At 70.8% G+C, this 23,870-nt stretch carries 31 protein-coding genes; 14 read left to right on the top strand and 17 right to left on the bottom strand.

Annotation, left to right across the window (positions count from 1 at the left end):
* Positions 1–111 precede the first annotated feature (111 nt).
* Entirely contained in the window at positions 112–1,458 is a 1,347-nt protein-coding gene (locus KLK06_RS17005) for a glycosyltransferase family 4 protein (protein WP_214636435.1), read from the top strand.
* A gap of 80 nt (positions 1,459–1,538) precedes the next feature.
* Here the strand turns inward: KLK06_RS17005 and KLK06_RS17000 are convergent, their stop codons facing one another.
* The 3 genes from KLK06_RS17000 to crcB (KLK06_RS16990) form a co-directional block, all read right to left on the bottom strand.
* On the bottom strand, positions 1,539–2,444 hold the full coding sequence (locus KLK06_RS17000; RefSeq protein ID WP_214636434.1) for a S1C family serine protease: 906 nt from the start codon (positions 2,442–2,444) through the stop codon (positions 1,539–1,541).
* A 63-nt stretch (positions 2,445–2,507) separates the two neighbouring features.
* Entirely contained in the window at positions 2,508–2,867 is a 360-nt protein-coding gene (gene crcB / locus KLK06_RS16995) for a fluoride efflux transporter CrcB (protein ID WP_214636433.1), read from the bottom strand.
* Positions 2,864–3,319: a fluoride efflux transporter CrcB gene (gene crcB / locus KLK06_RS16990; protein ID WP_214636432.1), complete on the bottom strand. Its 456-nt coding sequence runs from the start codon at positions 3,317–3,319 to the stop codon at positions 2,864–2,866. Before crcB (KLK06_RS16990) ends, crcB (KLK06_RS16995) begins: the two co-directional genes overlap by 4 nt.
* 101 nt (positions 3,320–3,420) lie before the next feature.
* On the opposite strand from crcB (KLK06_RS16990), the gene KLK06_RS16985 reads away from it, so the two are divergent.
* Positions 3,421–4,134: an HNH endonuclease family protein gene (locus tag KLK06_RS16985; protein WP_214636431.1), complete on the top strand. Its 714-nt coding sequence runs from the start codon at positions 3,421–3,423 to the stop codon at positions 4,132–4,134.
* Positions 4,135–4,144: 10 nt separating this feature from the next.
* Here the strand turns inward: KLK06_RS16985 and KLK06_RS16980 are convergent, their stop codons facing one another.
* Positions 4,145–4,978, bottom strand: coding sequence for an SGNH/GDSL hydrolase family protein (locus KLK06_RS16980; RefSeq protein WP_214636430.1), 834 nt, complete (start codon positions 4,976–4,978; stop codon positions 4,145–4,147).
* A gap of 218 nt (positions 4,979–5,196) precedes the next feature.
* Here KLK06_RS16980 and KLK06_RS16975 point away from each other — a divergent pair, with 218 nt between their 5' ends.
* Complete coding sequence (locus tag KLK06_RS16975; protein ID WP_214636429.1) at positions 5,197–6,441, top strand: isochorismate synthase MenF; 1,245 nt, start codon at positions 5,197–5,199, stop codon at positions 6,439–6,441.
* A gap of 111 nt (positions 6,442–6,552) precedes the next feature.
* Here the strand turns inward: KLK06_RS16975 and KLK06_RS16970 are convergent, their stop codons facing one another.
* Positions 6,553–7,167, bottom strand: coding sequence for a YigZ family protein (locus KLK06_RS16970; RefSeq protein WP_214636428.1), 615 nt, complete (start codon positions 7,165–7,167; stop codon positions 6,553–6,555).
* 81 nt (positions 7,168–7,248) lie between these two features.
* Between KLK06_RS16970 and KLK06_RS16965 the strand changes: the two genes are divergently transcribed.
* Positions 7,249–7,545, top strand: a complete 297-nt coding sequence (locus tag KLK06_RS16965; protein WP_214636427.1) for a hypothetical protein — start codon at positions 7,249–7,251, stop codon at positions 7,543–7,545.
* On the opposite strand, the gene KLK06_RS16960 is transcribed toward KLK06_RS16965, so the two are convergent.
* Both KLK06_RS16960 and KLK06_RS16955 read right to left on the bottom strand, forming a co-directional pair.
* Positions 7,456–9,111 (bottom strand): MFS transporter, encoded by a 1,656-nt coding sequence (locus KLK06_RS16960; RefSeq protein WP_214636426.1) that lies wholly within the window; start codon positions 9,109–9,111, stop codon positions 7,456–7,458. The genes KLK06_RS16965 and KLK06_RS16960 overlap by 90 nt on opposite strands.
* Positions 9,108–9,719 carry a transcriptional regulator gene (locus tag KLK06_RS16955; protein WP_214636425.1) on the bottom strand — a complete coding sequence of 204 codons (612 nt, stop codon included), beginning with the start codon at positions 9,717–9,719 and terminating at the stop codon, positions 9,108–9,110. The genes KLK06_RS16960 and KLK06_RS16955 overlap by 4 nt, the downstream gene beginning before the upstream one ends.
* A 187-nt stretch (positions 9,720–9,906) precedes the next feature.
* On the opposite strand from KLK06_RS16955, the gene KLK06_RS16950 reads away from it, so the two are divergent.
* Together KLK06_RS16950 and KLK06_RS16945 are read left to right on the top strand one after the other, a co-directional pair.
* Positions 9,907–10,218: a hypothetical protein gene (locus KLK06_RS16950; protein WP_214636424.1), complete on the top strand. Its 312-nt coding sequence runs from the start codon at positions 9,907–9,909 to the stop codon at positions 10,216–10,218.
* A gap of 17 nt (positions 10,219–10,235) precedes the next feature.
* The gene (locus tag KLK06_RS16945; protein ID WP_214636423.1) at positions 10,236–10,814 is read left to right on the top strand and encodes a TetR/AcrR family transcriptional regulator; all 579 of its coding nucleotides are present in this window, start codon (positions 10,236–10,238) and stop codon (positions 10,812–10,814) included.
* A 43-nt stretch (positions 10,815–10,857) separates the two neighbouring features.
* Here KLK06_RS16945 and KLK06_RS16940 read toward each other — a convergent pair whose 3' ends face one another.
* The gene (locus tag KLK06_RS16940) at positions 10,858–11,382 is read right to left on the bottom strand and encodes a CGNR zinc finger domain-containing protein (RefSeq protein WP_308168295.1); all 525 of its coding nucleotides are present in this window, start codon (positions 11,380–11,382) and stop codon (positions 10,858–10,860) included.
* A 96-nt stretch (positions 11,383–11,478) separates the two neighbouring features.
* Between KLK06_RS16940 and KLK06_RS16935 the strand changes: the two genes are divergently transcribed.
* Positions 11,479–12,351, top strand: a complete 873-nt coding sequence (locus KLK06_RS16935; protein WP_214636422.1) for a hypothetical protein — start codon at positions 11,479–11,481, stop codon at positions 12,349–12,351.
* A gap of 13 nt (positions 12,352–12,364) precedes the next feature.
* Here KLK06_RS16935 and KLK06_RS16930 read toward each other — a convergent pair whose 3' ends face one another.
* A complete protein-coding gene (locus KLK06_RS16930) occupies positions 12,365–12,703 on the bottom strand; it encodes a VOC family protein (protein WP_214636421.1) in 339 nt (112 codons plus the stop codon).
* Positions 12,704–12,764: 61 nt separating this feature from the next.
* Here KLK06_RS16930 and KLK06_RS16925 point away from each other — a divergent pair, with 61 nt between their 5' ends.
* From KLK06_RS16925 to KLK06_RS16915, 3 genes are read left to right on the top strand one after another with little or no spacing between them, the layout of a single operon-like run.
* The gene (locus tag KLK06_RS16925) at positions 12,765–13,106 is read left to right on the top strand and encodes a metalloregulator ArsR/SmtB family transcription factor (protein WP_308168328.1); all 342 of its coding nucleotides are present in this window, start codon (positions 12,765–12,767) and stop codon (positions 13,104–13,106) included.
* Positions 13,103–13,528 carry an SRPBCC domain-containing protein gene (locus KLK06_RS16920; protein WP_214636420.1) on the top strand — a complete coding sequence of 142 codons (426 nt, stop codon included), beginning with the start codon at positions 13,103–13,105 and terminating at the stop codon, positions 13,526–13,528. The genes KLK06_RS16925 and KLK06_RS16920 overlap by 4 nt, the downstream gene beginning before the upstream one ends.
* A gap of 19 nt (positions 13,529–13,547) precedes the next feature.
* The gene (locus KLK06_RS16915; RefSeq protein WP_214636419.1) at positions 13,548–14,006 is read left to right on the top strand and encodes a GbsR/MarR family transcriptional regulator; all 459 of its coding nucleotides are present in this window, start codon (positions 13,548–13,550) and stop codon (positions 14,004–14,006) included.
* 21 nt (positions 14,007–14,027) lie between these two features.
* Here KLK06_RS16915 and KLK06_RS16910 read toward each other — a convergent pair whose 3' ends face one another.
* Genes KLK06_RS16910 through KLK06_RS16900 form a run of 3 tightly spaced genes read right to left on the bottom strand, consistent with a single transcriptional unit; the run spans position 14,028 to position 15,878 of the window.
* A complete protein-coding gene (locus KLK06_RS16910) occupies positions 14,028–14,240 on the bottom strand; it encodes a hypothetical protein (RefSeq protein ID WP_214636418.1) in 213 nt (70 codons plus the stop codon).
* Between the two features lie 25 nt (positions 14,241–14,265).
* A complete protein-coding gene (locus KLK06_RS16905; protein WP_214636417.1) occupies positions 14,266–14,877 on the bottom strand; it encodes a LysE family translocator in 612 nt (203 codons plus the stop codon).
* 29 nt (positions 14,878–14,906) lie between these two features.
* Positions 14,907–15,878 carry a YafY family protein gene (locus KLK06_RS16900; RefSeq protein WP_214636416.1) on the bottom strand — a complete coding sequence of 324 codons (972 nt, stop codon included), beginning with the start codon at positions 15,876–15,878 and terminating at the stop codon, positions 14,907–14,909.
* A 44-nt stretch (positions 15,879–15,922) separates the two neighbouring features.
* On the opposite strand from KLK06_RS16900, the gene KLK06_RS16895 reads away from it, so the two are divergent.
* Positions 15,923–16,684, top strand: coding sequence for a DeoR/GlpR family DNA-binding transcription regulator (locus tag KLK06_RS16895; protein WP_250905542.1), 762 nt, complete (start codon positions 15,923–15,925; stop codon positions 16,682–16,684).
* Entirely contained in the window at positions 16,681–17,829 is a 1,149-nt protein-coding gene (locus KLK06_RS16890) for an MFS transporter (protein WP_214636415.1), read from the top strand. Before KLK06_RS16895 ends, KLK06_RS16890 begins: the two co-directional genes overlap by 4 nt.
* A 56-nt stretch (positions 17,830–17,885) precedes the next feature.
* Here KLK06_RS16890 and KLK06_RS16885 read toward each other — a convergent pair whose 3' ends face one another.
* From KLK06_RS16885 to KLK06_RS16875, 3 genes are all read right to left on the bottom strand, one after another.
* Positions 17,886–18,647, bottom strand: a complete 762-nt coding sequence (locus KLK06_RS16885; RefSeq protein ID WP_214636414.1) for a TSUP family transporter — start codon at positions 18,645–18,647, stop codon at positions 17,886–17,888.
* A gap of 236 nt (positions 18,648–18,883) precedes the next feature.
* Positions 18,884–19,501 carry an ATP-dependent Clp protease proteolytic subunit gene (locus tag KLK06_RS16880; RefSeq protein ID WP_214636413.1) on the bottom strand — a complete coding sequence of 206 codons (618 nt, stop codon included), beginning with the start codon at positions 19,499–19,501 and terminating at the stop codon, positions 18,884–18,886.
* Position 19,502: 1 nt separating this feature from the next.
* The gene (locus KLK06_RS16875; protein ID WP_214636412.1) at positions 19,503–20,066 is read right to left on the bottom strand and encodes a ClpP family protease; all 564 of its coding nucleotides are present in this window, start codon (positions 20,064–20,066) and stop codon (positions 19,503–19,505) included.
* A gap of 137 nt (positions 20,067–20,203) precedes the next feature.
* Between KLK06_RS16875 and KLK06_RS16870 the strand changes: the two genes are divergently transcribed.
* Together KLK06_RS16870 and KLK06_RS16865 are read left to right on the top strand one after the other, a co-directional pair.
* Positions 20,204–21,502, top strand: a complete 1,299-nt coding sequence (locus KLK06_RS16870; RefSeq protein ID WP_308168294.1) for a histidine kinase — start codon at positions 20,204–20,206, stop codon at positions 21,500–21,502.
* A gap of 18 nt (positions 21,503–21,520) precedes the next feature.
* Positions 21,521–22,186 (top strand): response regulator transcription factor, encoded by a 666-nt coding sequence (locus KLK06_RS16865; protein ID WP_214636411.1) that lies wholly within the window; start codon positions 21,521–21,523, stop codon positions 22,184–22,186.
* Here KLK06_RS16865 and KLK06_RS16860 read toward each other — a convergent pair.
* Positions 22,175–23,029 carry a DUF2268 domain-containing protein gene (locus tag KLK06_RS16860; RefSeq protein WP_214636410.1) on the bottom strand — a complete coding sequence of 285 codons (855 nt, stop codon included), beginning with the start codon at positions 23,027–23,029 and terminating at the stop codon, positions 22,175–22,177. The genes KLK06_RS16865 and KLK06_RS16860 overlap by 12 nt on opposite strands.
* Before the next feature lie 63 nt (positions 23,030–23,092).
* Positions 23,093–23,854: a hypothetical protein gene (locus KLK06_RS16855; protein WP_214636409.1), complete on the bottom strand. Its 762-nt coding sequence runs from the start codon at positions 23,852–23,854 to the stop codon at positions 23,093–23,095.
* Between the last annotated feature and the right edge of the window lie 16 nt (positions 23,855–23,870).

Genomic DNA, 23,870 nt, shown 5'->3' with positions numbered 1-23,870 from the left:
GGATGGACGGGACACTCCGCCGAAGCGGGACAATAAGCCGATGGCGAACGGGTACGTATCGCTATCGGCCACTTGTGTAGTGACACTCTCAGTCCAAGGGGGACTTCTCAGGTGCGCGCACTGGCACGCAAGGGCAAGTCGGCGATGGTCCGGCTGTACAAGGGCTACAACCGCCGCAAGGTGCGCAAGGCGCCACCGCCGTCCACGGACAAGGTCAGCATTCTGATCCTGCACGCGTACGGCATGGGCGGCACGATCCGGACGGTGTTCAACCTCGCCAACTATCTGGCCAAGCAACACGACGTCGAGATCGTCAGCATCTTGAAAGAGGCCGAGGAGCCCTTCTTCCCCATCGACCCGCGGGTCAAGTTCCGTTTCCTGGACGACCGGCTGAACCCTGGCCCGGACCCGGTGCGCGCGATGCTGTCGAAGATGCCGAGCAAGATCATCCCGCCGGAGGAGTCGGCCTACCACCGTTTCAACCTCTGGACCGACCTCAAGCTGGCCCGCTACATCCGCTCGCTCGACACCGGGATCCTCATCTCCACCAGGCCCGGCCTCAACCTCGCGATGGCCCAGTTAGCGCTGCCCAGCGTCATCACCATCGGCCAGGAGCACGTCGCCCTGCGCACCCAGCCGGAGGCGATGCAGGAGCTCATCAAGTGGCGCTACCGGCGCTTCGACGCCTTGGCCACCCTCACCAAGGCGGACCTGCGCGACTATCGCGCCACCCTGCCCAAGAAGCCGAAGCGGCTGGTCCGCATCCCCAACGCCGTGCCGCCCATGACCGGCGACGTGGCCAAGCTCGACGCCAAGGTCGTCATCGCCGTCGGCAGGCTGACCCGCCTCAAGGGCTTCCACCGGCTCATCGTCGCCTGGGAAGAGGTCGCCAAGACCCACCCCGACTGGACGCTGCGTATCTTCGGCGCCGGTCCCCAGGAGGAGAACCTGCGCCAGCAGGTGATCGACGCCGGCCTCGAAGGCAAGGTCGAGCTGCCCGGCGCCACCACCGACGTCGGCGCCGAGCTGGAGAAGGCGTCCGTCTTCGTGCTCAGCTCGCGCCACGAGGGCTTCCCGATGACCATCCTGGAGGCCATGGCCAAGGGACTGGCCATCGTCAGCTTCAACAGCCCGCACGGGCCCAAGGAAATGATCACCGACGAGGTCGACGGGTTGCTGGTCAAGCCGCGTACCAACGCCAACCTCGCCACCTCGCTCCTGCGCGTCATCGAGGACGAGCAACTGCGCCGCCATCTGGCGGCCGGGGCGCTGGAGACCGCGCAGACGTACGACGTCGACGCGATCGGCGCCCAGTGGGACGCCCTCTTCGCGGAGCTCCTGGCCCGCCGCAACGGCACCTACGTCCGTCCAACCCCACCCGCGCAGGCACAGGTCGAGCCCGCCCCGCCCGCACAGGCACCGGCGGCCGACCCCGCGCAGGCTCCGCCGCCCGCCTGACGCCCGCGCCCCCGCACGATCCGGGCGGGCGTCACCAAGCCGACGATCAGCACGGTCAGGCAGCACGTCAGGCAGCACGGTCAGGTACGGCTCGTCAGCTCGACCGGCTCCGCGATGACGTCCACCAGCGCCCCGTTGCGGTGCACCGTGATGGGCAGGGGCCGCCCGATCGCGTCGGCGAACATCAACCGCTGCAGGCTCTGCGCGTCGCCCACCGGATGGCGGTCGGCACTCAGCACCACATCCCCTGTCCGCAGGCCGGCCCGGTCCGCGGGCGATCCGGGCATCACCTCCACGACCCGCAGCGCGGTGTCCTGGCCGGTCCGCCGCCGCAGCGGCTCGGCCAGCGGCGCCGGCGAGGTGACCAGCCCCAGGTAGGCCCGTCGTACCCGGCCGTCCTTGATCAGCGTGGCGATGATCGCCCGGGTCGTGCTGTTGACCGGCACGGCCAGCCCCACCCCGACACCGGCCACGGCGGTGTTGACGCCCACCACCTGTCCCCGCGAGTCGGCCAGCGCCCCGCCCGAGTTGCCGGGGTTCAGCGCCGCGTCCGTCTGGATCACGTCCTCGATGAGGCGTACCGCCTGGCCGCTCCGGGCCGGTAACGACCGGCCCAGCCCCGACACCACGCCGGCCGTCACCGAACCGGCCAGCCCCAGCGGGCTGCCGACCGCCACCACGAGCTGCCCCACCACCAGCTCGTCGCTGTCACCCAGGACGACGGGCCCGGGCGTGGGCACCTGCGCCCTGATCACCGCCAGATCCGACAGCGGATCCCGCCCCACCACCAGGAACTCACCCGACGACCCGTCGGCGAACGCCACCGTGCCCGCCCTCGACGAGCCCACCACGTGCGCGTTCGTCAGCAGGAACCCATCGGCCGTGAAGACCACCGCCGACCCGCTGCCCCGGTCCACCCGAACGCTGGCCACCTTCGGCAGCAGCTCGGCCGCCACCGATGAGACGACACGGGAGTAATCATCCATGACGACCCCTCTCAGTTGCTTACATCATTACTCCGCAACTCAGAAAACGGCCACCAACTTTTTTCAGCTCACCGCCTGCGCCAGGGCCGCCCCGCAGTAGGCCGCCCCCAGCCCGGCCACGATGCTCGCCGCCGCGTTGGCCACCGCGTGGAAGCGGGCGCCCTCCTCGGCCAGCCGCACGGTCTCGTACCCCAGGGTCGAGTACGTGGTCAGCGCCCCGCAGAACCCGGTGCCCGCGAACGCCATCACCCCGTCCCCGGCAGGCAGCGCCGCCAGGAACCCCAGCACCGCCGACCCGGCCACGTTCACCGCCAGCGTCCCCCAGGGGAACACCGTGTCGTGCCCGGCCTGCACCGCCCGGTCCGCCAGATACCGCAGCGGGGCGCCCAACGCCGCGCCCACCACGATCAGGACGATCGTCACCGGGCCCACATCCGCGCCAGCCGCCGCGTCACCCGCATCCCGCACCACACCGCCAGCACGGCCGCCACCATCGTCGCCGCCAGATAGACCAGCCCCGCGACCGGCGCGCCCCACGTCACCAACCGCTGTACATCCACCACATAAGTGGAGAACGTCGTGAACCCGCCCAGGATCCCGACCCCGAGGAACGGCCGCACCAGCCGATGCGCCTGCCGTACCTCGGTGATCACCACCATGAGCACTCCGATCAGCAGGCATCCGGAGACGTTCACCCAGAACGTCGCCCACGGGAACCCGGCAGGCGAGGCGGGCAGCGCGCTCTGCGCCGCATATCGGCCCAGCGCCCCCAGCGCGCCCCCGACCGCGATGGCCGCGAGCACACCCCAGGACAGCTCCGCCCGCTGCCCGGGGACGTGGAGATCCACATCCGGATCAACAGCCCCGTCCGTCATAGACCCCTCCCTCTGCCGTCTCAAACCTCTCACCGTGTCAAACACCACAATGTCGGGAATTGATCTCTAGAGAACCTGTGCCCAAGACCTCGGAGGCGTACTTGAGCACAAAAGACACGGTCGCCCTCCTGGCGGGGGGTGTCCTGGTCGTCTCCCTCATCGGCGGCACCAAGAGCAGCCCGGCCACCGCGGCCAGCCCCCTGAGCAACACCAGCGGAACCCTGCCAGGACTCGCCCCCATCACCAAAGATGCCGACAAAGCCAGCGCCCGCGCCCTCATCAAGGGACTCCGGGTGAAGGGCCGCGGCCCCAAGACAGGCTACGAGCGGACCAGATACGGCGACAACTGGGCCGACACCGCCACCGACGTCCCGTACGCCCGCAACGGCTGCCGCACCCGTGACGACCTGCTCGCCCGTGACGGCCACGATGTCAAGTATCGCCAGGGCTCCCGCTGCGAGGTCGTCTCCCTGCGACTGACCGACCCCTACACCGGCAGGACCATCGACTGGCGCAAGGAGCACGCCGACGAGATCCAGGTCGACCACGTCATCCCGCTCGCCTACGGCTGGCGGATGGGCACGCCGCGCTGGTCGATGGCCAAGCGCGTCGACTTCGCCAACGACCCGCTCAACCTGCTGCCCGTCGACGGCGCCGCCAACGAGCAGAAGGACGGCTCGGGGCCGGCCGGCTGGCTGCCGCCGCAACGCCGCATCCGTTGCGCCTACGTCACCCGCTTCGCCCAGGTCGCGCTCAAGTACGACCTGCCCGTCACCCGCGAGGACAAGAACACCATGCTCGCCCAGTGCCGCTGACCGCCGCCGCTCAGCGCACGTCGATCCACTCGAAACCGTTCTTGAACGTCAGCGCTGCCAGGACCCGCTGCCCGTCGGCGTCCGGGTGGAAGTAGTCCCACTTGCTGATGTGGTCGAGCGTGAACGGGTAGGCGAACACCGCGCCCCCGTCCGTACGGCACGCGGGACCCAGCGTCGCGCACGCCTCGGCGGCCTCCTGGTTGTAGGCCATCACCCGCGCCCGCACCCGGGTCCGCCGCGCCACGTCCGCGGCCTTCATCGACGACGGGGAGGCGAGCATCGTGGGGCAGATATGGCCGAGTGTCCAGAACGAGCGCGCCAGCGCGTTGCCCTTGCCGACCTGCCACAACCGGCGCAGGTCCGGAATGCTGGCGATGAGCACCCGGACGCCCGGGATCCCGGCCCGCAGCTCCGCCAGCGCCGCGTCGAGCCGCTGCCGGTAGACCTGCACGGGCGTCATGTCCTTCTCCGCCGGTTTGCATGCGTCCTGGGCGCCGATGAGGATTGTGACGTAACTCGCTTTGGCGTCCACCGCCTGCCTCACCTGCCCCAGCAGGTCCGCGCTGGTGGACCCGGGCACCGCGAAGTTGCGGTTGTGCCCCAAGATCGACCTGCTCAGCCCGGCCAGCCGCAGGTAGTGGCTGGTCACCTGGGTGTTGTCGCCCGCCGACCAGGAGCGGGAGGTGCAGGAGACGTACCAGCCGCACGCGTTGAACCCGGCCGAGACCGAATCGCCCAACGCGGCCATGACCTCCGGGACAGGCTCCGCCGAGGAGGCATGGGCCGTACCGGAACCGAGAAGAACGAGCGCAGCGGCGCAGAGGGGCGCGAGACGAGTGATCATGCGGCCCAAAGTAGGGATGGGCGAGGAGGCCGACTATGTCGTCAAGGCAACATCTGCCATCTCAGGACCGTGTTCATATCGCCGCTTGACAGGCCGGATCCGATGCGGACACTCCGAATATCATGCGAGTTCCCACTTTTTCTGGGTTCGTTGACCGTAACCGGTCATTCACGGGGGTCCCAGTCGAACGTGTTCAGTTCCCGCATAGAGTGTCTTGGGTGAGTGTCGCGCTCGGAACCACCCGCCCGCTACCGGTTCGCACCACCCCCATAGGTGACCCCGGTAACTTGCTGGCCTCCCTGCCCCGGACCCCCGCCCCTTATGCCTGGATCAGGCACGGCGAAGGACTCGTCGGCTGGGGTGAGGCCGCCCGTGTGAATGTTCCCGCAGGTCCCGGCCGGTTCGCCTGGGCCCGGCGGTGGCTCGGCGACCTCTTCGGCGATGCCCGCATGGACGACTACCTCGACGGGCCCGCCGGCACGCCCGGGGTCGGGCCCGTCGCCTTCGGCTCCTTCACCTTCGACGAGAACGCCGCTGGCTCCGTCCTCGTCGTCCCGCAGGCCGTACTCGCCCGGCGCGGCGGCCACGCCTGGCTCACCACCATCGGCGACGCCCGCCTCGAGCCCCTCACCCCGATCCGCGATCCGGGCCGCATCAGCTACGGCGACGGCAGCCTGTCCGCCCCCGAATGGGAGCACGTCGTCGCCCAGGCCGCCCGGCGCATCCGCGACGGCGAGTTGGAGAAGGTCGTCCTGGCCCGGGACCTGCTCGCCACGGCCGAGCATCCCATCGACGTACGCCTGCTGCTCAGCCGCCTGGCGCACCGCTATCCCGACTGCTACACCTTCTCCGTCGCCGGCCTCGTCGGCGCCACCCCCGAGCTGCTCATCCGGCGTACCGGCCAGGAGATCGAGTCGCTCGTCCTGGCCGGCACCACGCCGCGCGGCAGCGGCCCGGCCGACGACGTGGCGCGCGGCGCCGCGCTGTTCGCCTCGGCCAAGGACCGGCACGAGCACGAGTGCGCCATCGCGTCCGTACGCGAGACGCTCGCCCCGCTGTGCTCGTCGCTGCAGACTCCCGACGAACCCGAACTGCTCATGCTGCCCAACGTCCAGCATCTGGCCAGTCACGTCACGGGCCGCCTGGCCGACGGCGCGTCGGTGCTCGACGTGGTCGCCGCCATGCACCCGACCGCGGCGGTGGGCGGCACGCCCACCGACACCGCCATCAAGGTGATCCGGGAACTGGAGGGGATGGATCGCGCGGGGTACGCGGGGCCCGTCGGGTGGATCGACGCTCACGGGGACGGCGAGTGGGGGATCGCGCTGCGATCGGGGATCGTCCGCGGCCGCCGGGCCCGGCTGTTCGCGGGCGGCGGCATCATGGGCGACTCCGACCCGGCGTCCGAACTCGCCGAGGCGCAAGCTAAGTTTCGCGTCATGCAGTACGCCCTTGAGGGATGATTTTTACGTTACGGCAAGCACGGGAGGGCCCAGTCGCCGTACGTGGCTGAGGGCCTCCAGGGACACGGCCGCTGAGCCCGCACGGGGTCGGGCGCCGTTACGGCCGCATTCTTAGCCCGCTACGTGGATTCTGTTGCCCGGAGTCACCTGGGCTCTGCCTGCCGTGAGGGTTGCCAGCCAGTCTGTGAAGGTCGCTGTCTCGTCGTCTGACACCGCTACCGTGAAGACGACCTTGCTGCCGTAGGACACATCTTTTATCGGGTGTTTTGCTGCCCTCAGGTCGTTCTCTATGCGGCCTGCCTGGTCGTGGGCCACTGTTACTTCGATGAGGGTTGCCGGGATCATCCTGGTTGGTTGGGCCTGGTCCAGGGTTTCCGTTACCGCTGAGCTGTATGCGCGCACCAGGCCGCCGGCGCCCAGGAGGGTGCCGCCGAAGTAGCGGGTCACCACCGCTACCACGTCGTTGAACCCTCTGCCTGTCAGAGCTTGGAGCATGGGCGTGCCTGCTGTGCCGCCTGGTTCGCCGTCGTCGTCGCCCTTGCGGTCGTCGCCGATGACGTAGGCCGTGCAGTTGTGGGAGGCGTTCGGGTGCAGGTGGCGGCGTTCGGAGATGAAGGCCGAGGCTTCCGCGGGTGTCCTCGCCGGGGCGACCGCGCAGACGAAGCGGGAGCGGCGGGCCTCCGTCTCGTGCTCGATGGCGGCGCTGAGGGTGAGATAGGAGGACACGTCCACAGATTAGTGCTCGCCGGACCGGCTCTCGGGGCTAGCATCGCCTTCATCCCCCGGCAGGTCCCCGTGGAGGTATCCGTGGACATCGCGGACGACGTCATGCCCTATGTCACTGAGGCGATCGGCGCCTATGGCGGTGCCGTACTCGCCAAGACCAACGAGCTCGCGGCCGGGTCGAACATCGCCCGCGGGACCCGCATCCTGCAGCGGATCTTCGGGCGGGGTGACGCCGGCTCCCGGAGGGCGATCGAGCAGGTGGCGGCCGACTCCGGCGACGATCTGGCGTTACGGCTGGCCATCCTCGAGGCGTTCGCGGCCGATCCGACCCTGGCCCGCGAGATCGCCGCCATGCTGCCCGCCCGCAGCACCACCTGAGCGGTCCGCCCCTGGCTCTACGGCCGTGCCCGCGCCGCGCGACCGGTCCATCTCCCGCCACTCCCGGCGCAGCCCGGTCAGCCCGATGGTGAGGAAGTAGCCCGTCCCGCAGGCGACCAGCACCGGCGACAACCCGGCGGCGGCCACCGCCGCACCGGCGATGAGCCCGCCCAGCGGAATCCCGGCCCATGCCAGCGAGTCCGTCAGCGCGTTGACCCGGCCGAGCAGCCATCGCGGCACCCGCTCGAAGAAGATCGCGCCCAGAATCGGGTTGATGAGCCCTCCGCTGAGCCCGCTCATCGCGAACACGATCACGATCACCCACACCGGCGCGTCCATCGCCAGGACCAGGAACCGCGGCGGGCCCGAAAGCAGAAAGGCCACGAAGAACACCACCCGCCGCCGCATCCGATGCGCCACCGCGGCGGCCACCAGGCTCCCGCCGACCGCCGCCAGCCCCATCACGCTGCTGTTCAGCCCGATCACGGCCGGGCCGTGGCCGGACTCCCTGGCCCACACCGGCACCAGCACCTGGGCGAACGCCGCGTCCAGCAGGTTCGTCACGGCGACCATGAGGGCGAGGGCCAGCAGCATCGGCTCGCCACGCAGAAACCCGACCCCTTCGGCGAAACGCCGCCAGTAGCCCGCCCGCTCCCCCGCGCTGCCCGTTGAATCTCGACCCGGGCCATGATCTCCCGTCGCGAGAGGATCCGCGCCCTCGGCTGACATCTGGAGAGAGTCCGGGCCTTCGGACAACGCCGAGACAGGGACCGCACCCTCGGCCGACGCCCGGAGAGAGTCCGGGCCTTGGGACGATGCCCGGAGGGAGTCCGGGCTCTCGGCCGACGCCCGGACAGGGACCGCGCCCTTGGCTGACGCCTGGGCGGCACGTGGGCCCTCGGTTGACGTCTGGACGGGGACTCGGTCCTCGGCTGACCCCTGGGTGGGGGCCGGGCCGCCCGCGTGTGGCGTACGGGCGCGTGGCAGTGCCCACACGATGACGACGGAGCCGAGCGCGAAGCAGGCCCCGCTGGCCGCCAGGCCCGCCAGTGGGCCGGCCAGTGCCACCAGTGCCCCGCCCATCGCCGGACCCACGGTGGCGGCCAGCCGTTCCGTCACGCCCGACAGTGCCGCGGCCCGCTCCAGCGGGATCCGGCCGCGCTCGGCCGCCTCCGGCACCATGATCTCCTTGGCCAGGTCTCCGGGCCCACGAGCCGCGCCGATCAGCGCCACCAGCCCGAGCAACACCGGGAAGGCCAGCAGACCGAGAGCGTGCAGCAGAGCCACGGCCCCGGCTCCGGCGGCGCTCACCACGTCGGCGACCCACGAGACCCGGCGCGGCCCCAGGTGATCGACCAGCGGCCCCACGAAGAGCTTGACCAGGACATACGGCGCCATCTCGCAGAAAGCCACCAGCCCGGTCATGGTGGCGCTGCCGGTCGTGACGAGCACGAACCACGGCAACGCGATGGCCGACACCCGAGTGCCGGTCAATGACATGGCCAAGGCCGCCAGCACCCCGGCCAGCGAGCGTAAGGACCGCCCGGCCACAGGACGGCCGGTCATGGCAGATCCGATTCCGACACGTCCGATTCCGACAGGCCCGGCTCCGATACGCCCGGCTCCGGCAGCAGGTGCATGACCAACGACACCAGCTCGGCGCCCTCGGCGGCCGCGTCCTCGGGGACGTCGCGCCGGTAGCGGGCGACCACGGCCAGCAGCTCTTCGTGCAGCCGTCCGGCCTCCTCCGGGGTGAGGCGCAGCGCCCAGTGGCTGATGTCGAACTCGTCGTACCAGGGCCGGGGCATGGTCTGCAGTTCGTTCAGCGCGCGCTGTGTCAGCAGGCTGTGCGCCGCCGCCACAGACCGCAGGTAGGTCAGCACGGCCTCGGGCTCCTGCCTGGCCAGTTCGCTGTCGGCGAGCCGGGTCACCTGGTGCACAGAACGCCACCACCGCTCGCGCGCGTTTCCGCGTTCGGTGTCCTCCTCGACGAAGCCCGCCGCCGCCAGCCTGCGCAGGTGGTAGCTGGCCGTACCGGAGTTGACGCCGAGGCGCTCGGCCAGGCGGGTGGCCGTCGAAGGGCCGTACTTACGCAGTAGCTGGACGAGCTCCACCCGCACCGGATGGGCGAGGGCGCGCAGGCCCTTGGCATCGAGGACTACGACTGACGTCATGCCACCACCATAGATTGCCAACATCTCTTCGCAAAGAGTTCTTCGCGAAGAGATGTTGGCAATCTGAGCGCTGCGCCTTTACATTGTAGATTTATTGCCATGGTTAAGTGCGATGGTGAATCCCCCTTCACACCACTCGCCCCTGAGGACCCTCCCGAGATCGGCGGCCACGTACAAGGGCATCGATGTGACCATCTACTACTCGGTCAACTTCACCGACGACCCCACCCACCCGAGGGAGGGCAACGATGAGGACGTCAGTTACGGCGCCATCGGCCTCGAGGCGGACAAGATGGCCGTCCTCGAACCAGGACAGACCGGCACCTACCAGGCGTGCGTCGACAACACCCGGTACATGGGGAGCTACGCCGGCGACCAGGCCAAGGGGCGGCTGGTGTGCGTCCTCGCCGAGAACACGATCGGTCTCGTCAAGGTGACGAAGGTATCCGAGGGGGCCAGTGACTACATCACTATGGACCTGACAGTCTGGCAGCGCTGACGCCTACTCTGTTAGTCATGTCCGTTACGCCCTTGCGGGGCGGGCCGGCGCGCGAGGCCGAGTTACTCGGCGTCGTGCTCGATGTGCTGCGCGAAACCGGCTACGACCGGCTGACCATCGACGCGGTCGCCGCACGCGCGAAGGCGGGCAAGCACACCGTCTACCGGCGCTGGCCGTCCAAGGCGGAGCTGGTGGTGGCGGCGTTCGTCAATGCCGTCTCCGACAAACCGGTCGTCCCCGACACAGGTGAGCTGCGGAGTGATCTGCTCGCGCTGATGGAGTCGCTGGTGGGCGAGCTCGCCCGGCTGGGTGACGTCGTCGCCGGGCTGGTCGGCGAGATCCTGCACAACGCCGACCTGGCCCGCGCGGTGCAGCAGAACTACATCGCGAGCCGCCGCCGGTTGACGTTGGAGGTGTTCGAGCGGGCCTGGGCCAGGGGCGAGCTGTCGCGCAGCGCCGACACCGACCTGCTGTGGCAGGTGGGCCCGGCGGTGCTGTTCTTCCGGGCGCTGGTCAGCGGTGAGCCCGTCGACTACGAACTGGCCCGGCGGCTCGTGGACCACATCGTGCTGCCCCTCGCCCTCGGCCGCCGATAGAGCGCCGCCGTCGCCCTCGGCCGCGGATGGAACACCGCCGAGCTCAGGCCCGCCGCCGGGCACGGTACGCGCTGGCCTTGGCGCGGTTCTGGCACGACAGCCCGCAGAAGCGCCGCGAGGTGTTCCGCGTCACGTCGAAGAAGACCAGCGCGCACCCGTCCGCCTCGCACGACCGGAGCCGAACCCCCTGCCCCACCCCGATCACCATGGCCAGCGCGGTGCCGGCGTCGGCGGCCCAGGCGTCGACCAGCGAGGCGTCCGGCTGGTGGAAGGCCAGGATGGGCGGCTCCCCGTGCAGGTTGGCGACGGCCGCATGCCGTACCAGCAGCGCGTTGAGCGAGGCGACGGGGTCGGGGCCGCCGCCGAACACGGGCCGCAGCTCGGCGGCCACCTCCGCCAGGCGGTCGGCGTCGGCGGCGGTCGGGGAGCCGGCGGGCGGCCGGTCGAGGCGGGCCGTGACACCAAGTACGGCGGCGCGGCGCGAAGCCCCGTCGGCCGGCGGCGCGAGGGCGCGGCCGCGTACCTCGCCCACGGCCAGTTCGTTCACCAGGAGGACGGCGAGCTCCACCCACCGGCCAACATAACTGTCTATTTGGGATTGACCAGTGATACGCCAGGAGTCTATCGTCACTGGCATAGCTTACCTAGACAGTGAGGAATTGGCATGTCCATCGATGGCAGAGTCGCCCGCCGCATGTGGCACCAGTTGGAGCCGATCCACGCGGCGCTGTACTTCTCTCCCCAGGCCTTCGAGGAAGCCGCGGCGATCGGCTATGACGTGGAGTCGCGCTGGCCGAGCTACTTCGCCTACCGCACCGCGCCGCTGGGCCACGCGGGTACGAACCTGGCCTTTTCCACCTACTACAGCTTCAGCCCTCAGACGATCGCCGAACACGTTCCGGCCGTCTGGGACACCGCCACCCCCGAGCAGGTCCTGGAGGCCCGCCACCGGGCCGTCGACCGCACCTATCGGGCGCTGCTCGGTGACAGGACAGGACAGATCGCCGAGGCCGCGGAGCTGGCCAGGCAGGTGGCCGAGGGCGTGACGGTGGCCGGACGGCCGTTCGCCGCCGCCAACCTGGACCTGCCCTGGCCGGACGAGCCGCACCTGGTGCTCTGGCACGCCGCCACCCTGCTGCGCGAGCACCGCGGCGACGGCCATCTGGTGGCGCTCCAGGCGGCGGAGCTGGACCCGTGCGAGTCGCTGGTCTCCTTCGCCGCGATCGGCGCGGCCCCGGCGGCCAACTTCGCCGGGCGCGGCTGGAGCGAGGACGATTGGGCCGCCGCGCAGGATCGGCTGGCCGGGCGCGGTCTGGTCGACGCCGCCGGCCAGGCCACCGACGCGGGCCGGGAGCTGCGCGACCAGGTCGAGCGGATGACCGACGTACTGGCCGCCGAGCCGTGGCGGCAGTTCGGCGAGCAGCGCGCCGACCGGCTGGCCCAGCTCATCCAGCCGGTCCTGGGCGCCGTCTTCGAGGCGGGAATCCTCCCGATGACCAGCACGCTCGGCATCGCCACGGTGAAGGCACCCGACTGATCGACCGGAGCACTCAGTAGCCGGGTGCGGGCTGCCAGATGCTGATCTCCGTACCCTGGTCGTCGGTGCAGGAGCAGCCCCGCCCCGACTTGCTCTCCATGACCTCCCCCGTCGTGCCGCCGAGCTCGTGCACCCGCTTGATCACCGCGTCGACGTCGTCGACGCTGTAGTACATGTTCGGCTGCGACGAGGGGCCGGCGGCGGTGAGGCCCATCGGCACCGCGGCGTTCGCCACGTGCAGGTACGTCTCGTGCTCGCGCCGGAACTCCCACTCGAACAGCGCCCCGTAGAAGGCGGCGGCCCGATCCAGGTCCTCGACCGACAGCGTGTAGTAGCCCAGCTCTACAGCCATGCGCAGACCTCCGTAATAATTAGCGCTATCGTTAAGTATTATCATATAACGGAAGCGAGCAATAATTAACGCGAACAGCAACGATCTGGATGCCACGCTGGCCGCCCTCGCCGACCCCACCCGGCGCAAGGTGATCGACCTGCTGCGCGCCGGCCCACGCCCCGCCGGGGAGCTGGCGCAGGCCGTCCAGATGAGCGCGCCCGCGCTGAGCAGGCATCTGCGAGTGCTGCGGGCCGGCGGGCTGGTCCAGGCGGAGGCGGGCGGCGAGGATGCCCGGCTGCGCCTCTACACGCTGCGCCAGGAGCCGTTCACCGCCCTTCAGGCGTGGCTCGACCAGGTGCAGGCGTTCTGGGCCGAGCAGCTCGGCTCGTTCAAGGACCACGTGGAACGCACTGCCCCATGAACTCCGTCCAGGCCGCCGTCACCGTCCCCGTCGATCAGGCCACCGCGTTCCGCGTCTTCACCGACGAGATCGACAGTTGGTACGTCCGCGGTCCCCACAGCTGGGTCGACCCGTCACGCGCGGTCGGCATCCGGTTCGAGGACGGCTTCCTGCGCGAGCTGTGGTCCGACGGCGGCCACGTCGACACCGGCCGGATCCTCGTCTGGGAGCCGCCACGGCGCCTGGTCTGGGCCGACCTGATCAACGACCAGGGCGAGATGGAGATCGAGGTGGCGTTCTCGCCGGTCGACGGCGGCACCGAGGTGCTGCTGGAGCACCGCGGCCTCGACACGCTCCCGCCGGACGTGGCCGGGCGCATCCGCCGGGGCTACTCCTGGCAGATCGCGCTGAGATGGTTCGCCGAGAGTTTCGCGCGTTTGTGAAGCCCGTAGAATCCCGCGTGTGACTCGTGACGAGGAGGCCGTGCGCCACGCGGTCGAGCGGATGGCGCGGATCTTCTCCGACTGGGGGCTGCCGCCCATGGCCGCGCGCGTGCTGTTCACGATGATGGCGGCCGAGGAGCGGACGCTGACCGCCGCCGAGCTCGGCGAGCGGCTCGGCGTCAGCCCGGCCGCCATCTCCGGCGCGGTGCGCCTGCTCACGCAGATGCGCCTGGTGGTGCGGGAGCCGGTGCCCGGCTCCCGCCGCGACGTCTACCGCCTGCCCGACGACGCCTGGTACGAGCTCACGCTGGCCAAGATGCCGATCTTCCGGCAGATCACCGACGAGGCGTCGGCCGCGGTCGAGGCGGTCGGCGGCGACGACACCGCCGCCGGCGCGAACCTGGCCAGGATGCGCGACTACTTCGCGTTCGTGGAGCGCGGTCTGCCCCGGCTGCTCGCCGAGTGGCGCGAGCGCTGACGACCGAGCGCTCGCTGCGGGTCAGCCCCGGCCGTACTTCTTGTGCACGGCCTGTTTGCTCACCCCGATCGCATGAGCGATCTGCGCCCACGGCAGCCCGGCCACCCTGGCCCGGCGTACCTGGACCGCCTCCATGCGTTCGAGCTCGTGCCGCAACGCGGTGGTCGCCTGCAGGGCTCGCAGCGGATCCTCGTCCTGCGCCTGCCGCATCAGCGTCGCCAGGTCGTTCGTCATCCCCCCAACGTAGTCCAGCCGCCGCTCATCGCGAGTCCAGGACGAGCCTCAGGCCGAGCCCGATGAGGACGACACCGGAGATCTGCTCCAGCCGTCGCTTGACGACCGGCCGGCCGAGGAACGCCTTGGCCTTGGCGACGGTCCAGATGAGCAGGCCGTACCAGAGCAGGTCCACGAGCACCCAGACGACGGCGAGCGTGACGAGGGTGAGCGGGACGTCCTGCCCCTGGGGCACGAACTGCGGCAGGAACGACATCGCGAACACCGCCGCCTTCGGGTTGGCCAGGCAGGTCCCGAACCCGGCCAGGTACGACCTGCGCCGGCCGCTGACCGCGACCCCCTCGACCGGCGGCGAACCCTTGCGGGCCTGCCAGAGCGACTGCGCCCCCATCACGACCAGCAGGACCGCGCCCGCCACGCGCATCACGTCGTAGGCCACCTGTGAGGCCAGCACCAGCGCCGACAGGCCGAACGCGGCGGCCAGCCCCCACATCAGGATGCCGGTCTCGTTGCCCAGGGTGGCGGCCAGGCCGGAGCCGCGCCCGGCCCGCAGCGTCTGTCTGAGGATGATCGCGGTGCTGACTCCGGGAACCATCGCCACCAGGATGCACGCGCCAATGAATGCGATGAGATACATGCGGGGCATCGTGACAGAATCGCCCGGTTTTAGCCGTAGATTTTTCCGAGCTCCGCGACGGCCTCGGCCATCAGCGCGCGCAGTTCGGGCGGTCCCAGCACCTCGACGCTCGCCCCGAGCCGCAGCAGCAGCCACCGGGCGTGCGTGATCGACTCGATCGGAACGGTGAGCGTCCGCCAGCCCTCGGCGTCGGGCTCGACGCCCTCGGCCAGCGCGGCGGCGACGACGTCGTTGCCCATCGTGTAGGCGAGCAGGCTGTCCGTGCCGGGGGCGATCTTGATGACGGCCTCGGCGGTGTACATGCGCTCGCGGAACTCGCGTGAATAGTCGCGCCAGAAGCCGCCGAGGTCGAAGCCCTCGGGCCGGTCGAAGCCGCCCGGCAGGGTCTCCAGCGCCAGGATGCGCGCGACCCGGTACGTACGCGGCGTCGCTCCGGCGGGGGCGGCGACCATGTACCACGAGCCGCCTTTGAGCACGAGCCCGTACGGGTTCACCACCCGCTCGACCTCCTGCTTGCCCCAGCGCCGGTAGGTCATCCGCAGCCGCCGCTGCGTCCACACCGCCTCGGCCACCTCGCTGAGGTGCGGCACGTCGTCGGCGTCGCGGTACCAGCCGGGCACGTCCATCAGGAAGCGCTCACGCATCCGCGAGGCGTGCGAGCGCGGCTCGGGCGGCAGCGCGGCCAGCAGCTTCAGCTCCGCGCTCGCCACCACCTCCGACAGCCCCAGCTCGGCCGCGGGCCCCGGCAGCCCCGCCAGGAACAGCGACGACGCCTCCTCGGCCGTCAGCCCGGTCAGCCGGGTGCGGTAGCCGTCGAGCAACTGGTAGCCGCCCGCCGGGCCACGGTCGGCGTAGACCGGCACTCCGGCGGCCGACAGCGCCTCGACGTCGCGATAGACGGTCCTGACCGACACCTCCAGCTCCGCGGCCAGGTCGGTGGCGGTCATCCGGCCGCGCGCCTGCAGGAGCAGCAGAAGGGAGAGCAGACGGCTGGCGCGCATGCCCCCCATTGTATTGCGCACATGAGTCATGTTTATATGAACACATGGAACGTGTGCTGGCCATCATGAACACCCTTCGCACCCACGACAGCGTCTCGGTCGCCGAGCTGGCCGCCGAGCACGGCGTGTCGGAGATGACCATCCGCCGCGACCTGGACGAACTGGCCCAGCAGGGGGTGGTGCGCAGGGTCCGGGGCGGCGCGCTGTCGCTGCTACTGCGCGGCGAGGAACCGCCGTTCGGGGTACGGGAGCATGAAGCGGTGGACGCCAAGCAGCGGATCGGCGCCGAGGTGGCCGGCCTGATCGCCGACGGCGAGGCGGTGCTGCTCGACGGCGGCACGACCGCCTTCGAGGTGGCGCGCGCACTGCTGGACCGCCGGGTGACCGTCCTCCCGCTGGCGCTCCAGTCCGCGTCGCTGCTGGCCGCGGGGCCGCGCGTACGACTGGTGCTCCCCGGCGGAGAGGTACGGCAGGGCGAGCTGAACTTCATGGGCCCCCTGACCGAGAGCTCGATCAAGGCCCTGCGCTTCGACACGGCGGTGATCGGCTGCTGCGGCCTGTCGTCCGAGCATGGAATGACCGCCCACGACCTGCCGGAGGTGGCCGTCAAGCAGGCCGCCATCGCCGCGGCCAGGCGGGTGATCGTGGTGTGCGACTCGGGCAAGTTCACCAGGACGGCGTTCGGGGCGGTCTGCCCGATCTCACGGCTCGACGTGGTGGTGACCGACGCCGGCATCCCGCGCGAGCAGCACGACGCCCTGCTCGCCGCCGGGGTCACCGTCCGTCTCGTCCAGGAAGCCCGGTGAACCGCGCCCGGGTCGCCGTCTACCTGCTGTTCTTCCTCGCCGGGGCCGCCATCGGCACCTGGACGGCCCGGATACCGGCCATCAAGCAGGACCTCGGACTGAGCGACGGGCGGCTGAGCCTGGCGCTGCTGGCCATCGCCGCCGGGGCGGTGGCGGGCATGCAGGTGGTCGGCCGCCTGGTCGACCGCTACGGCAGCAGCCGCGTCATGATCCCCGCCGCGCTGCTGCAGGGGGTGGTGCTCGTCCTGCCCGCCTACGCCGTGAACCTGGGCACGCTGGCCGCCGCGCTGTTCGGGTTCGGCGTGGTCCACGGGGTGCTGGACGTCTCGATGAACGCCAACGCGGTGGAGGTGGAGCGGGCGTGGGGACGGCCGATCATGTCGTCGTTCCACGCGGTGTTCAGCATCGGCGGGTTCGCGGGCGCCGCCGCCGGAGGGCTGTTCGCGCATCTGGCGCTCTCTCCCGCCGCCACGTTCCTGTCAGTGGGCGTGGTGGTCGCGCTGCTGGCCGTGTGGGCGGCATCCTGGGCGCTGCGCTCCCGGCCCGCGCCGGTGACCTCGGCGGACGGGGTACGGCCGGGGCTGCCCAAGGGGGTCCTCTTCCTCGGCGTGCTGGCCTTCTGCTGCCTGGTGGGCGAGGGGGCGGCGGCCGACTGGAGCTCGGTCTACCTTCGGGAGGACCTGGCCGCGTCGGCGGGGTTCGCGGCGGCGGGCTATGCCGCGTTCTCCATCATGATGACGGCCGGGCGCCTGGCCGGGGACCGGCTGGCGGTCCGCTTCGGGCCGGTGGCGCTGGTGCGCGGATGCGGGTTGCTGGCCGCCGCCGGGCTGGGACTGGCGCTGACGGTCGGGCATCCGGTGGCGGGGGTGGCCGGGTTCGGGTGCTTCGGGGCGGGGTTGTCGTGCATCGTGCCGCAGGTGTTCTCCGCCGCCGGGCATCGTGATCCGGCGTTCGCGGGGCGAGCCCTCGCGCGGGTGGCGAGCATCGGCTATCTGGGATTCCTGTCCGGGCCCGTGCTCATCGGGGGGCTCGCGGAGCTGTCCGGGCTGCCCCGGGCGCTGGGCGTACCGGCGCTGCTGGCCGCCTTCGTGGCGCTGGCCGCCACCGCCCTGCGCCCCCGTACGGCCGAGCCCGTCGGGTCCTAGCCTCGGGCGAGCGGGCGAGCGGGCGAGCGCACGACGCCGGCTCGGCGCATCGGCGCCTAGCCGAACTGCTGCCAGCCCAGCCTGATCACCATGGCCACCACCACGCACAGCAGCACGACCCGGACGAAACCTGTGCCGCGCTTGAGCGCCATGCGGGCGCCCACCTGCGCGCCCGCCACGTTGCAGACGGCCATCCCCAGGCCCAGCCCCCACAGCACATGCCCCTGCCAGGCGAACACGAACAGCGCGCCCAGATTGGTCCCGGTATTGATGATCTTCGCCGAGGCGGAGGCGGACACGAAGTCGAGCCCGAGGATCGTGGTGAACGCGATGATCAGGAACGTCCCCGTGCCCGGTCCCATGATGCCGTCATAGAAGGCGATGCCCACGCCCGCGATCGTCACGGCCGCCACGACGCGGCCGTTCGTCCGCAGATGGGGCTGCGGCACCGAGCCCATAGCCGGACGCAGCGTCACGAAAGCGGCCACGCCGATCAGCACCGCCATCACGGCGGGGCGCAGCACATCGGCCGAGATCGCCGCCGCGGCCAGTGCGCCGAGCCCGGCACTGACCACAGCCAGCCCCACGCCGGGCAACGCGACCGCCCGGTCCACCTTGGTGGTACGCGTGTAGGTCACGGCGGCCGAGGCGGTGCCGAAGACGGAGGAGAGCTTGTTGGTGGCCATCGCCTGCACGGGCGGAATACCCGTCACCATCACCGCGGGCAACTGCACCAACCCGCCCCCACCCACGACAGCATCGACCCAGCCCGCACAAAGGGCAGCCGCCAACACCAGCACCACATGCTCCAGCGGCACGCCACTCCCCCGATTTCCCCCGAGAACCGCCAAGAGCGTATATGTCCCACTTTCACAGCCAAACAGCCGGGATACCCCCCGCCCCCCGAACCGCCAGCCCATCGGGCCGCGCTGCACCGGATCGCCAGACCTCCGGCCACACTGCGCCACACCTCCGGGCCCCAGCCCGCTGGCCGCGCTGCGCGGGCCTGCGGGGGTGGCCGGTCGCCCCCGCAGGCTCTCGTCGGCGCTTGGGGCTAGCGGGCGGTGGTCAGCGTGCGCTTTCGGGAGGCGTAGATGTCGTCGATCAGGTTGTACGAGCGCGCCTGCTCGGCTGTGAAGATCCGGTCCCGCTCGATGTCCTTCCTGATCTCCAGCTCCGTCTTGCCCGTGTGCCTGGCCAGCATGAACTCCTGCTGGTCGCGCATCCGCAGGATCTCCCTGGCGTGGATCTCCATGTCGCTCGACTGGCCCCGGCCGCCCTCGGTGGAGGGCTGGTGCAGCAGGATGCGGGCGTGCGGCAGGGCGGCGCGCTTGCCCGGCGTGCCCGCCGCCAGCAGGACGGCGGCGGCCGAGGACGCCTCGCCGATGCAGACGGTGTGGATCTCCGGCCGGACGAACTGCATCGTGTCGTAGATCGCCGTCATCGAGGTGAACGAGCCGCCCGGCGAGTTGATGTACATGTTGATGTCCTGGTCAGGATCGAGCGACTCCAGCGTCAGCAACTGCGCCATCACGTCGTTGGCGCTCGTGTCGTCGATCGGCGTGCCCAGGAAGATGACCCGGTCCTCGAACAGCTTGTTGTACGGGTTCATCTCCTTCATGCCGTAAGAGGTGCGCTCGGTGAACGAGGGCAGCACGTAACGTCCGCTCATATCAGTTCATCCCCTCGGCCATGTGGTCGACGAATCCGTAGTCGAGCGCCTCCTGCGCGGTGAACCAGCGGTCGCGGTCGGAGTCGGCCTGGATCCGCTCCAGCGGCTGGCCGGTGTGCTGGGCGATGAGCTCGGCCAGCCTGCGCTTGGTGTAGAGCAGATTCTCCGCCTGGATCTGGATGTCGCTGGCCGAGCCGCCGATGCCGCCGAGCGGCTGGTGCATGACGATCCGCGCGTTGGGCAGTGCGTAGCGCTTGCCGGGGGTGCCCGCGCACAGCAGCAGTTGCCCCATGGAGGCGGCGAAGCCCATCGCCACCGTCGCCACGTCGCACGGGACGAACTGCATCATGTCGTACAGAGCCATCCCCGCGGTCACCGACCCGCCCGGCGAATTGATGTAAAGCGTTATGTCGCGGCGCGGATCCTCGGCCGCCAGCAAAAGCAGCTCACCGCACAGCCGATTGCATATCTCGTCGTCGACCTCCTGGCCGAGAACAAGTATGCGCTCCTTCAGCAGGCGCTGGCTGAGCTGGTCAGGCCAGCCGGTACGCAGGGTCTCCGTCATGGAATCGCCTTTCTCTCGAGCTATTCACCGACGCTAGACCCGGGCCGCGCGAATTCCAGCTCCTTTTCGCTGGGGGCGCATTTCTCTAAAGGCGCATTCCACCGAGAGCGAATAACTGTCGACATACAATCACAAATGTGAGATGGAACCTGCCCCGGCGATGGGCGTGCCTGATCCTCGGCGGCGCGCTGCTGATGCCGTACATGATGACCGGGGTTCTGACATCGGGCCTGCTCCAGGGCCAGCCGGCCAATTTCTTGCTGCCCGTCCAGCTCGGGGTGTTCGTGGCGGTGCTGCCGGTGGTGGCGGTGACGGGGCTGTTCCTGCCGGTGCGGGCGCTGGAGGTGAGCGCCGCCCAGGGGCTGCTCGGCGCGCGCGTGGAGACGCCGCCCAGGCAGGCGCGCCGGTCATGGCAGGAACGGTGGCGCACGGCCGCCTGGTACACCCTTCACCTGGGCGTCGGCGGCCTGGTGAGCGGGTGCACGCTGGCCGGGATTCCGTTCACGGTCTTCACGTTCGCGGTGCCGTTCGTCGGCGGGCCCGAGCGCATGCTGGGGATGGCGGTCGAGCCGGGCTGGGCGGCGCTGCGCTGGCCGCCGATCGGGCTGGCCGTGCTGGGGGCGGTGGTGCTGTTCGCGGCTGGCGCGGGCGCGCTGCTGGCCCGGCTCGCCCCCGTGCTGCTCGGCCCCACCCCCGGCGAACGGCTGGCCGCGGCCGAACGTCAGGCCCGTACGCTGGCCGAGCGCAACCGGCTGGCCCGCGAGCTGCACGACTCCGTCGGCCACGCGCTGAGCGTCGTCACCCTGCAGGCCGCCGCGGCCGGGCGGGTGCTCGACCGCGATCCGGAGACGGCCAAAAACGCTCTGGCGGCCATCGAGCAGTCGGCCCGCGCCGCCCTCGACGACCTCGACCACGTCCTCGGCGTCCTGCGTGACGGTGACCCGCCCCCTGAGGCCGGCCCGCCGCAGGCGACGCTGGCCGATCTCGGCGACCTGGCCGCCGCCTCCGGCGCCGAGGTGCGGCGCGAGGTGGGCGACCTGACCGGCGTGCCCGCCGTGGTCTCCAGGGAGGCCTACCGGATCGTGCAGGAGGCACTGACCAACGCGCTCAAGCACGGTCAGGGGCCGGTACGGCTGGCCGTCGCGGTGCAGGACGACGACCTGAGACTGGAGATCACCAACGAGACCGGCGCGAACGGCACAACGCAGCCAGGCATCCGGTCGGACGCACAGGCCGACCGATCGGGCGCACGGAACAACCGGCCGAGCGCGGGGACTGGCAACCGGGTGGGCGCGGGGCCAGGCGACCGGGTGGGCGGGAGGGGAGTGACCGGTATGCGGGAGCGCGTTCGCCTGCTCCGCGGCGAGCTGGAGGCGGGCCCGGTGGAGGATGGCTGGCGCGTGTCCGTCCGGCTGCCGCTCCGGTCGGCCCCGTGACACCGCTACGGTCGGTTCATGACATCCCCTACGGTGACGCTCAAGGTCGTGATCGCCGACGACGAGGGCCTCATCCGGGCCGGGCTGCGTGTCATCATCGACGCCGAGCCCGGGCTGAGCGTGGTCGGTGAGGCCGCCGACGGCGCCGAGGTGGTGCCCGTGGTGCGCCGGGAGCGGCCCGATGTGGTGCTGATGGACGTACGCATGCCCGCCGTCGACGGCATCCAGGCCACCCGGCGGCTGGTGGCCATGGACGAGCCGCCCAAGGTGCTGGTGGTCACCACGTTCGAGAACGACGACTACGTCTACGAGGCGCTGCGGGCGGGCGCCAGCGGGTTCCTGCTCAAGCGGACCAGGCCCGACGAGCTGGTCCACGCGATCAAGCTGGTGGCGGCCGGGGAGTCGCTGCTGTTCCCGGCGGCGATCCGGACGCTGGCCGGGCGCCGGTCGTCCGACGCCCGGCCCTCAGAGGTGCCCGGCATCGGCCGGCTGACGGGCCGCGAGGGCGACGTGCTGCGGCTGATGACCAGAGGGCTGTCCAACGGCGAGATCGCCGCCGAACTGGTCGTCAGCCAGGAGACCGTCAAGACGCACGTCGGCAACGTGCTGACCAAGCTGGGCGCGCGGGACCGCACCCAGGCCGTGATCGCCGCCTACGAGTCGGGCTTCGTCTCACCCCGCTGATAGACCCCGCTGGACGATCTGCGACACCGGCAACGTCGTGCTCTCGGCGACCGTCATGCCGGTGGCGGCCAGATGCTCGTCCACCAGCCGCAGCCCGACCGCATATCCCGCCATGTCGGGAATGCCGCGGGGCTCCTGCCCGTACCGCGCCACGGTGGTGTCCCCCAGCACGTACGCGGACGTGAGGTGCATGCCCTCCAGATCGAAGTCGGCCATGATCTTCGCGTAGGCCCGGTCCAGCTCCGCACCGGTGACCATCGACGACCACGGCCCCATGGCCTCGACCCCCGACAGCTCCCGTACGAACGCCTCCGCCAGCCCCTCGGAGACCACATGCTCCCCCACAACGGGACGCCACGGCACGTTGGTGTAGCGCGCCTGGTGGTGGAACTCGTGGACGGCGCAGTGCGCGATCCTGCCGATCGTCTCCTCCGTCGGCCAGCCGAGCAGGTACAGCACGCCGGGCGAACCTCCCATCCCGTAGTAGCCGCCCGTGACCTTCATCAGGTGCTCGTCGTCGGGATTTCCGAGCACGAACACCACCTGCAGCGAGTCGGGCAGCTCGAGGCCGGCCAGCCGGTCGGCGGCACGGTGCAGCTCCCGCTCGACCTGCCCCAGCACGTCCGCCTCGATCATGGCGCGGATCGCGGGCAGATAACGCGGATCCTCGGCGTCCACCCGGAAGCCGGGCCCCCGGTGGTGGATGTCGACGATGTCGCCCGGCATCGGAATGGCCGAGCGGATGGGCGCGAGCAGCTCGCGCAGCAGGTCGGGACGCCGCTCCAGCGGCTGCTCCAGCAGCTCGGCCATGGACGTGAGCGTGTCGTGAACGATGAACTCCATGTCCACGGACGCTAGAACCTCACGCTACGTGAGACTCAAGCCGAAAAAGCGCACGCCGGAGATTCAGAGCGGCGAGCCCTCTCCCGAGTCGTCACCGGGCGACGGCCCCGGCGTGGCCTGCCCGCTCCTGGTCGGCGACGGCGTCTGGCTGGGCGAGGGCTGCTGCGGCTCCGGCGTGGCCGGCGTCGGGGGCGCGGTCGGCTGGAAGTTCGTCGGCGGCAGCGGCCTGGGCAGCGGCTCCTCGTCCTCCCTGCCCATGATCAGCAGCAGCGCGATCAACGTACCGAGCAGCAACAGCACGGCCAGTGCCATGGCGGCCAGCAGCACCCGCCGGCGCGTCTCGGTGAGCGGCCGGCGTCCGGTCGGCGCGCCCGGCAGGGCGGGCGCGCGGTCGGTCAGCCAGTACGGCACGAAGTCCGGGCCGTGCGCCTGCCCGATGAACGTGCCCCCGACCATCACCGGCTCCAGGAACCACTCGGCCCCCGGCCGGCCCGGCACGTACGGCACGGCCACCCAGGGCGCCGTGCCGGTCTCCATCGACAGCACCTCTGGCACGCCGTCCAGCACGGCGGCGCGCGTTCTGGACGCCCGGCCGAGCCAGCCGCGCGCGGGCGCGGCCTCGCGCACCGCGGTCACGAACCGTTCGCGGGCGGCGGCGTCGAAGGCGGCGCCGCGGGTCAGGAGGCCCAGCGAGACGGCGCGCCCGTCCGGCCCCTGACCGAGGTAGACGAAACCGGCCGGCGCGGAGTGCAGGCGGGCCTGCACCACGAACGGCCCCAGCCGGGGCGGATCTCCGTACTGCAGCGGACTGGCCACGTTTGCCATGAAAGCACAGACCGGC

The sequence above is a fragment of the Nonomuraea sp. NEAU-A123 genome (assembly GCF_018603905.1).
Classification (GTDB): Bacteria; Actinomycetota; Actinomycetes; order Streptosporangiales; family Streptosporangiaceae; genus Nonomuraea.
This window is presented reverse-complemented; position numbering and strand designations above follow the sequence as displayed.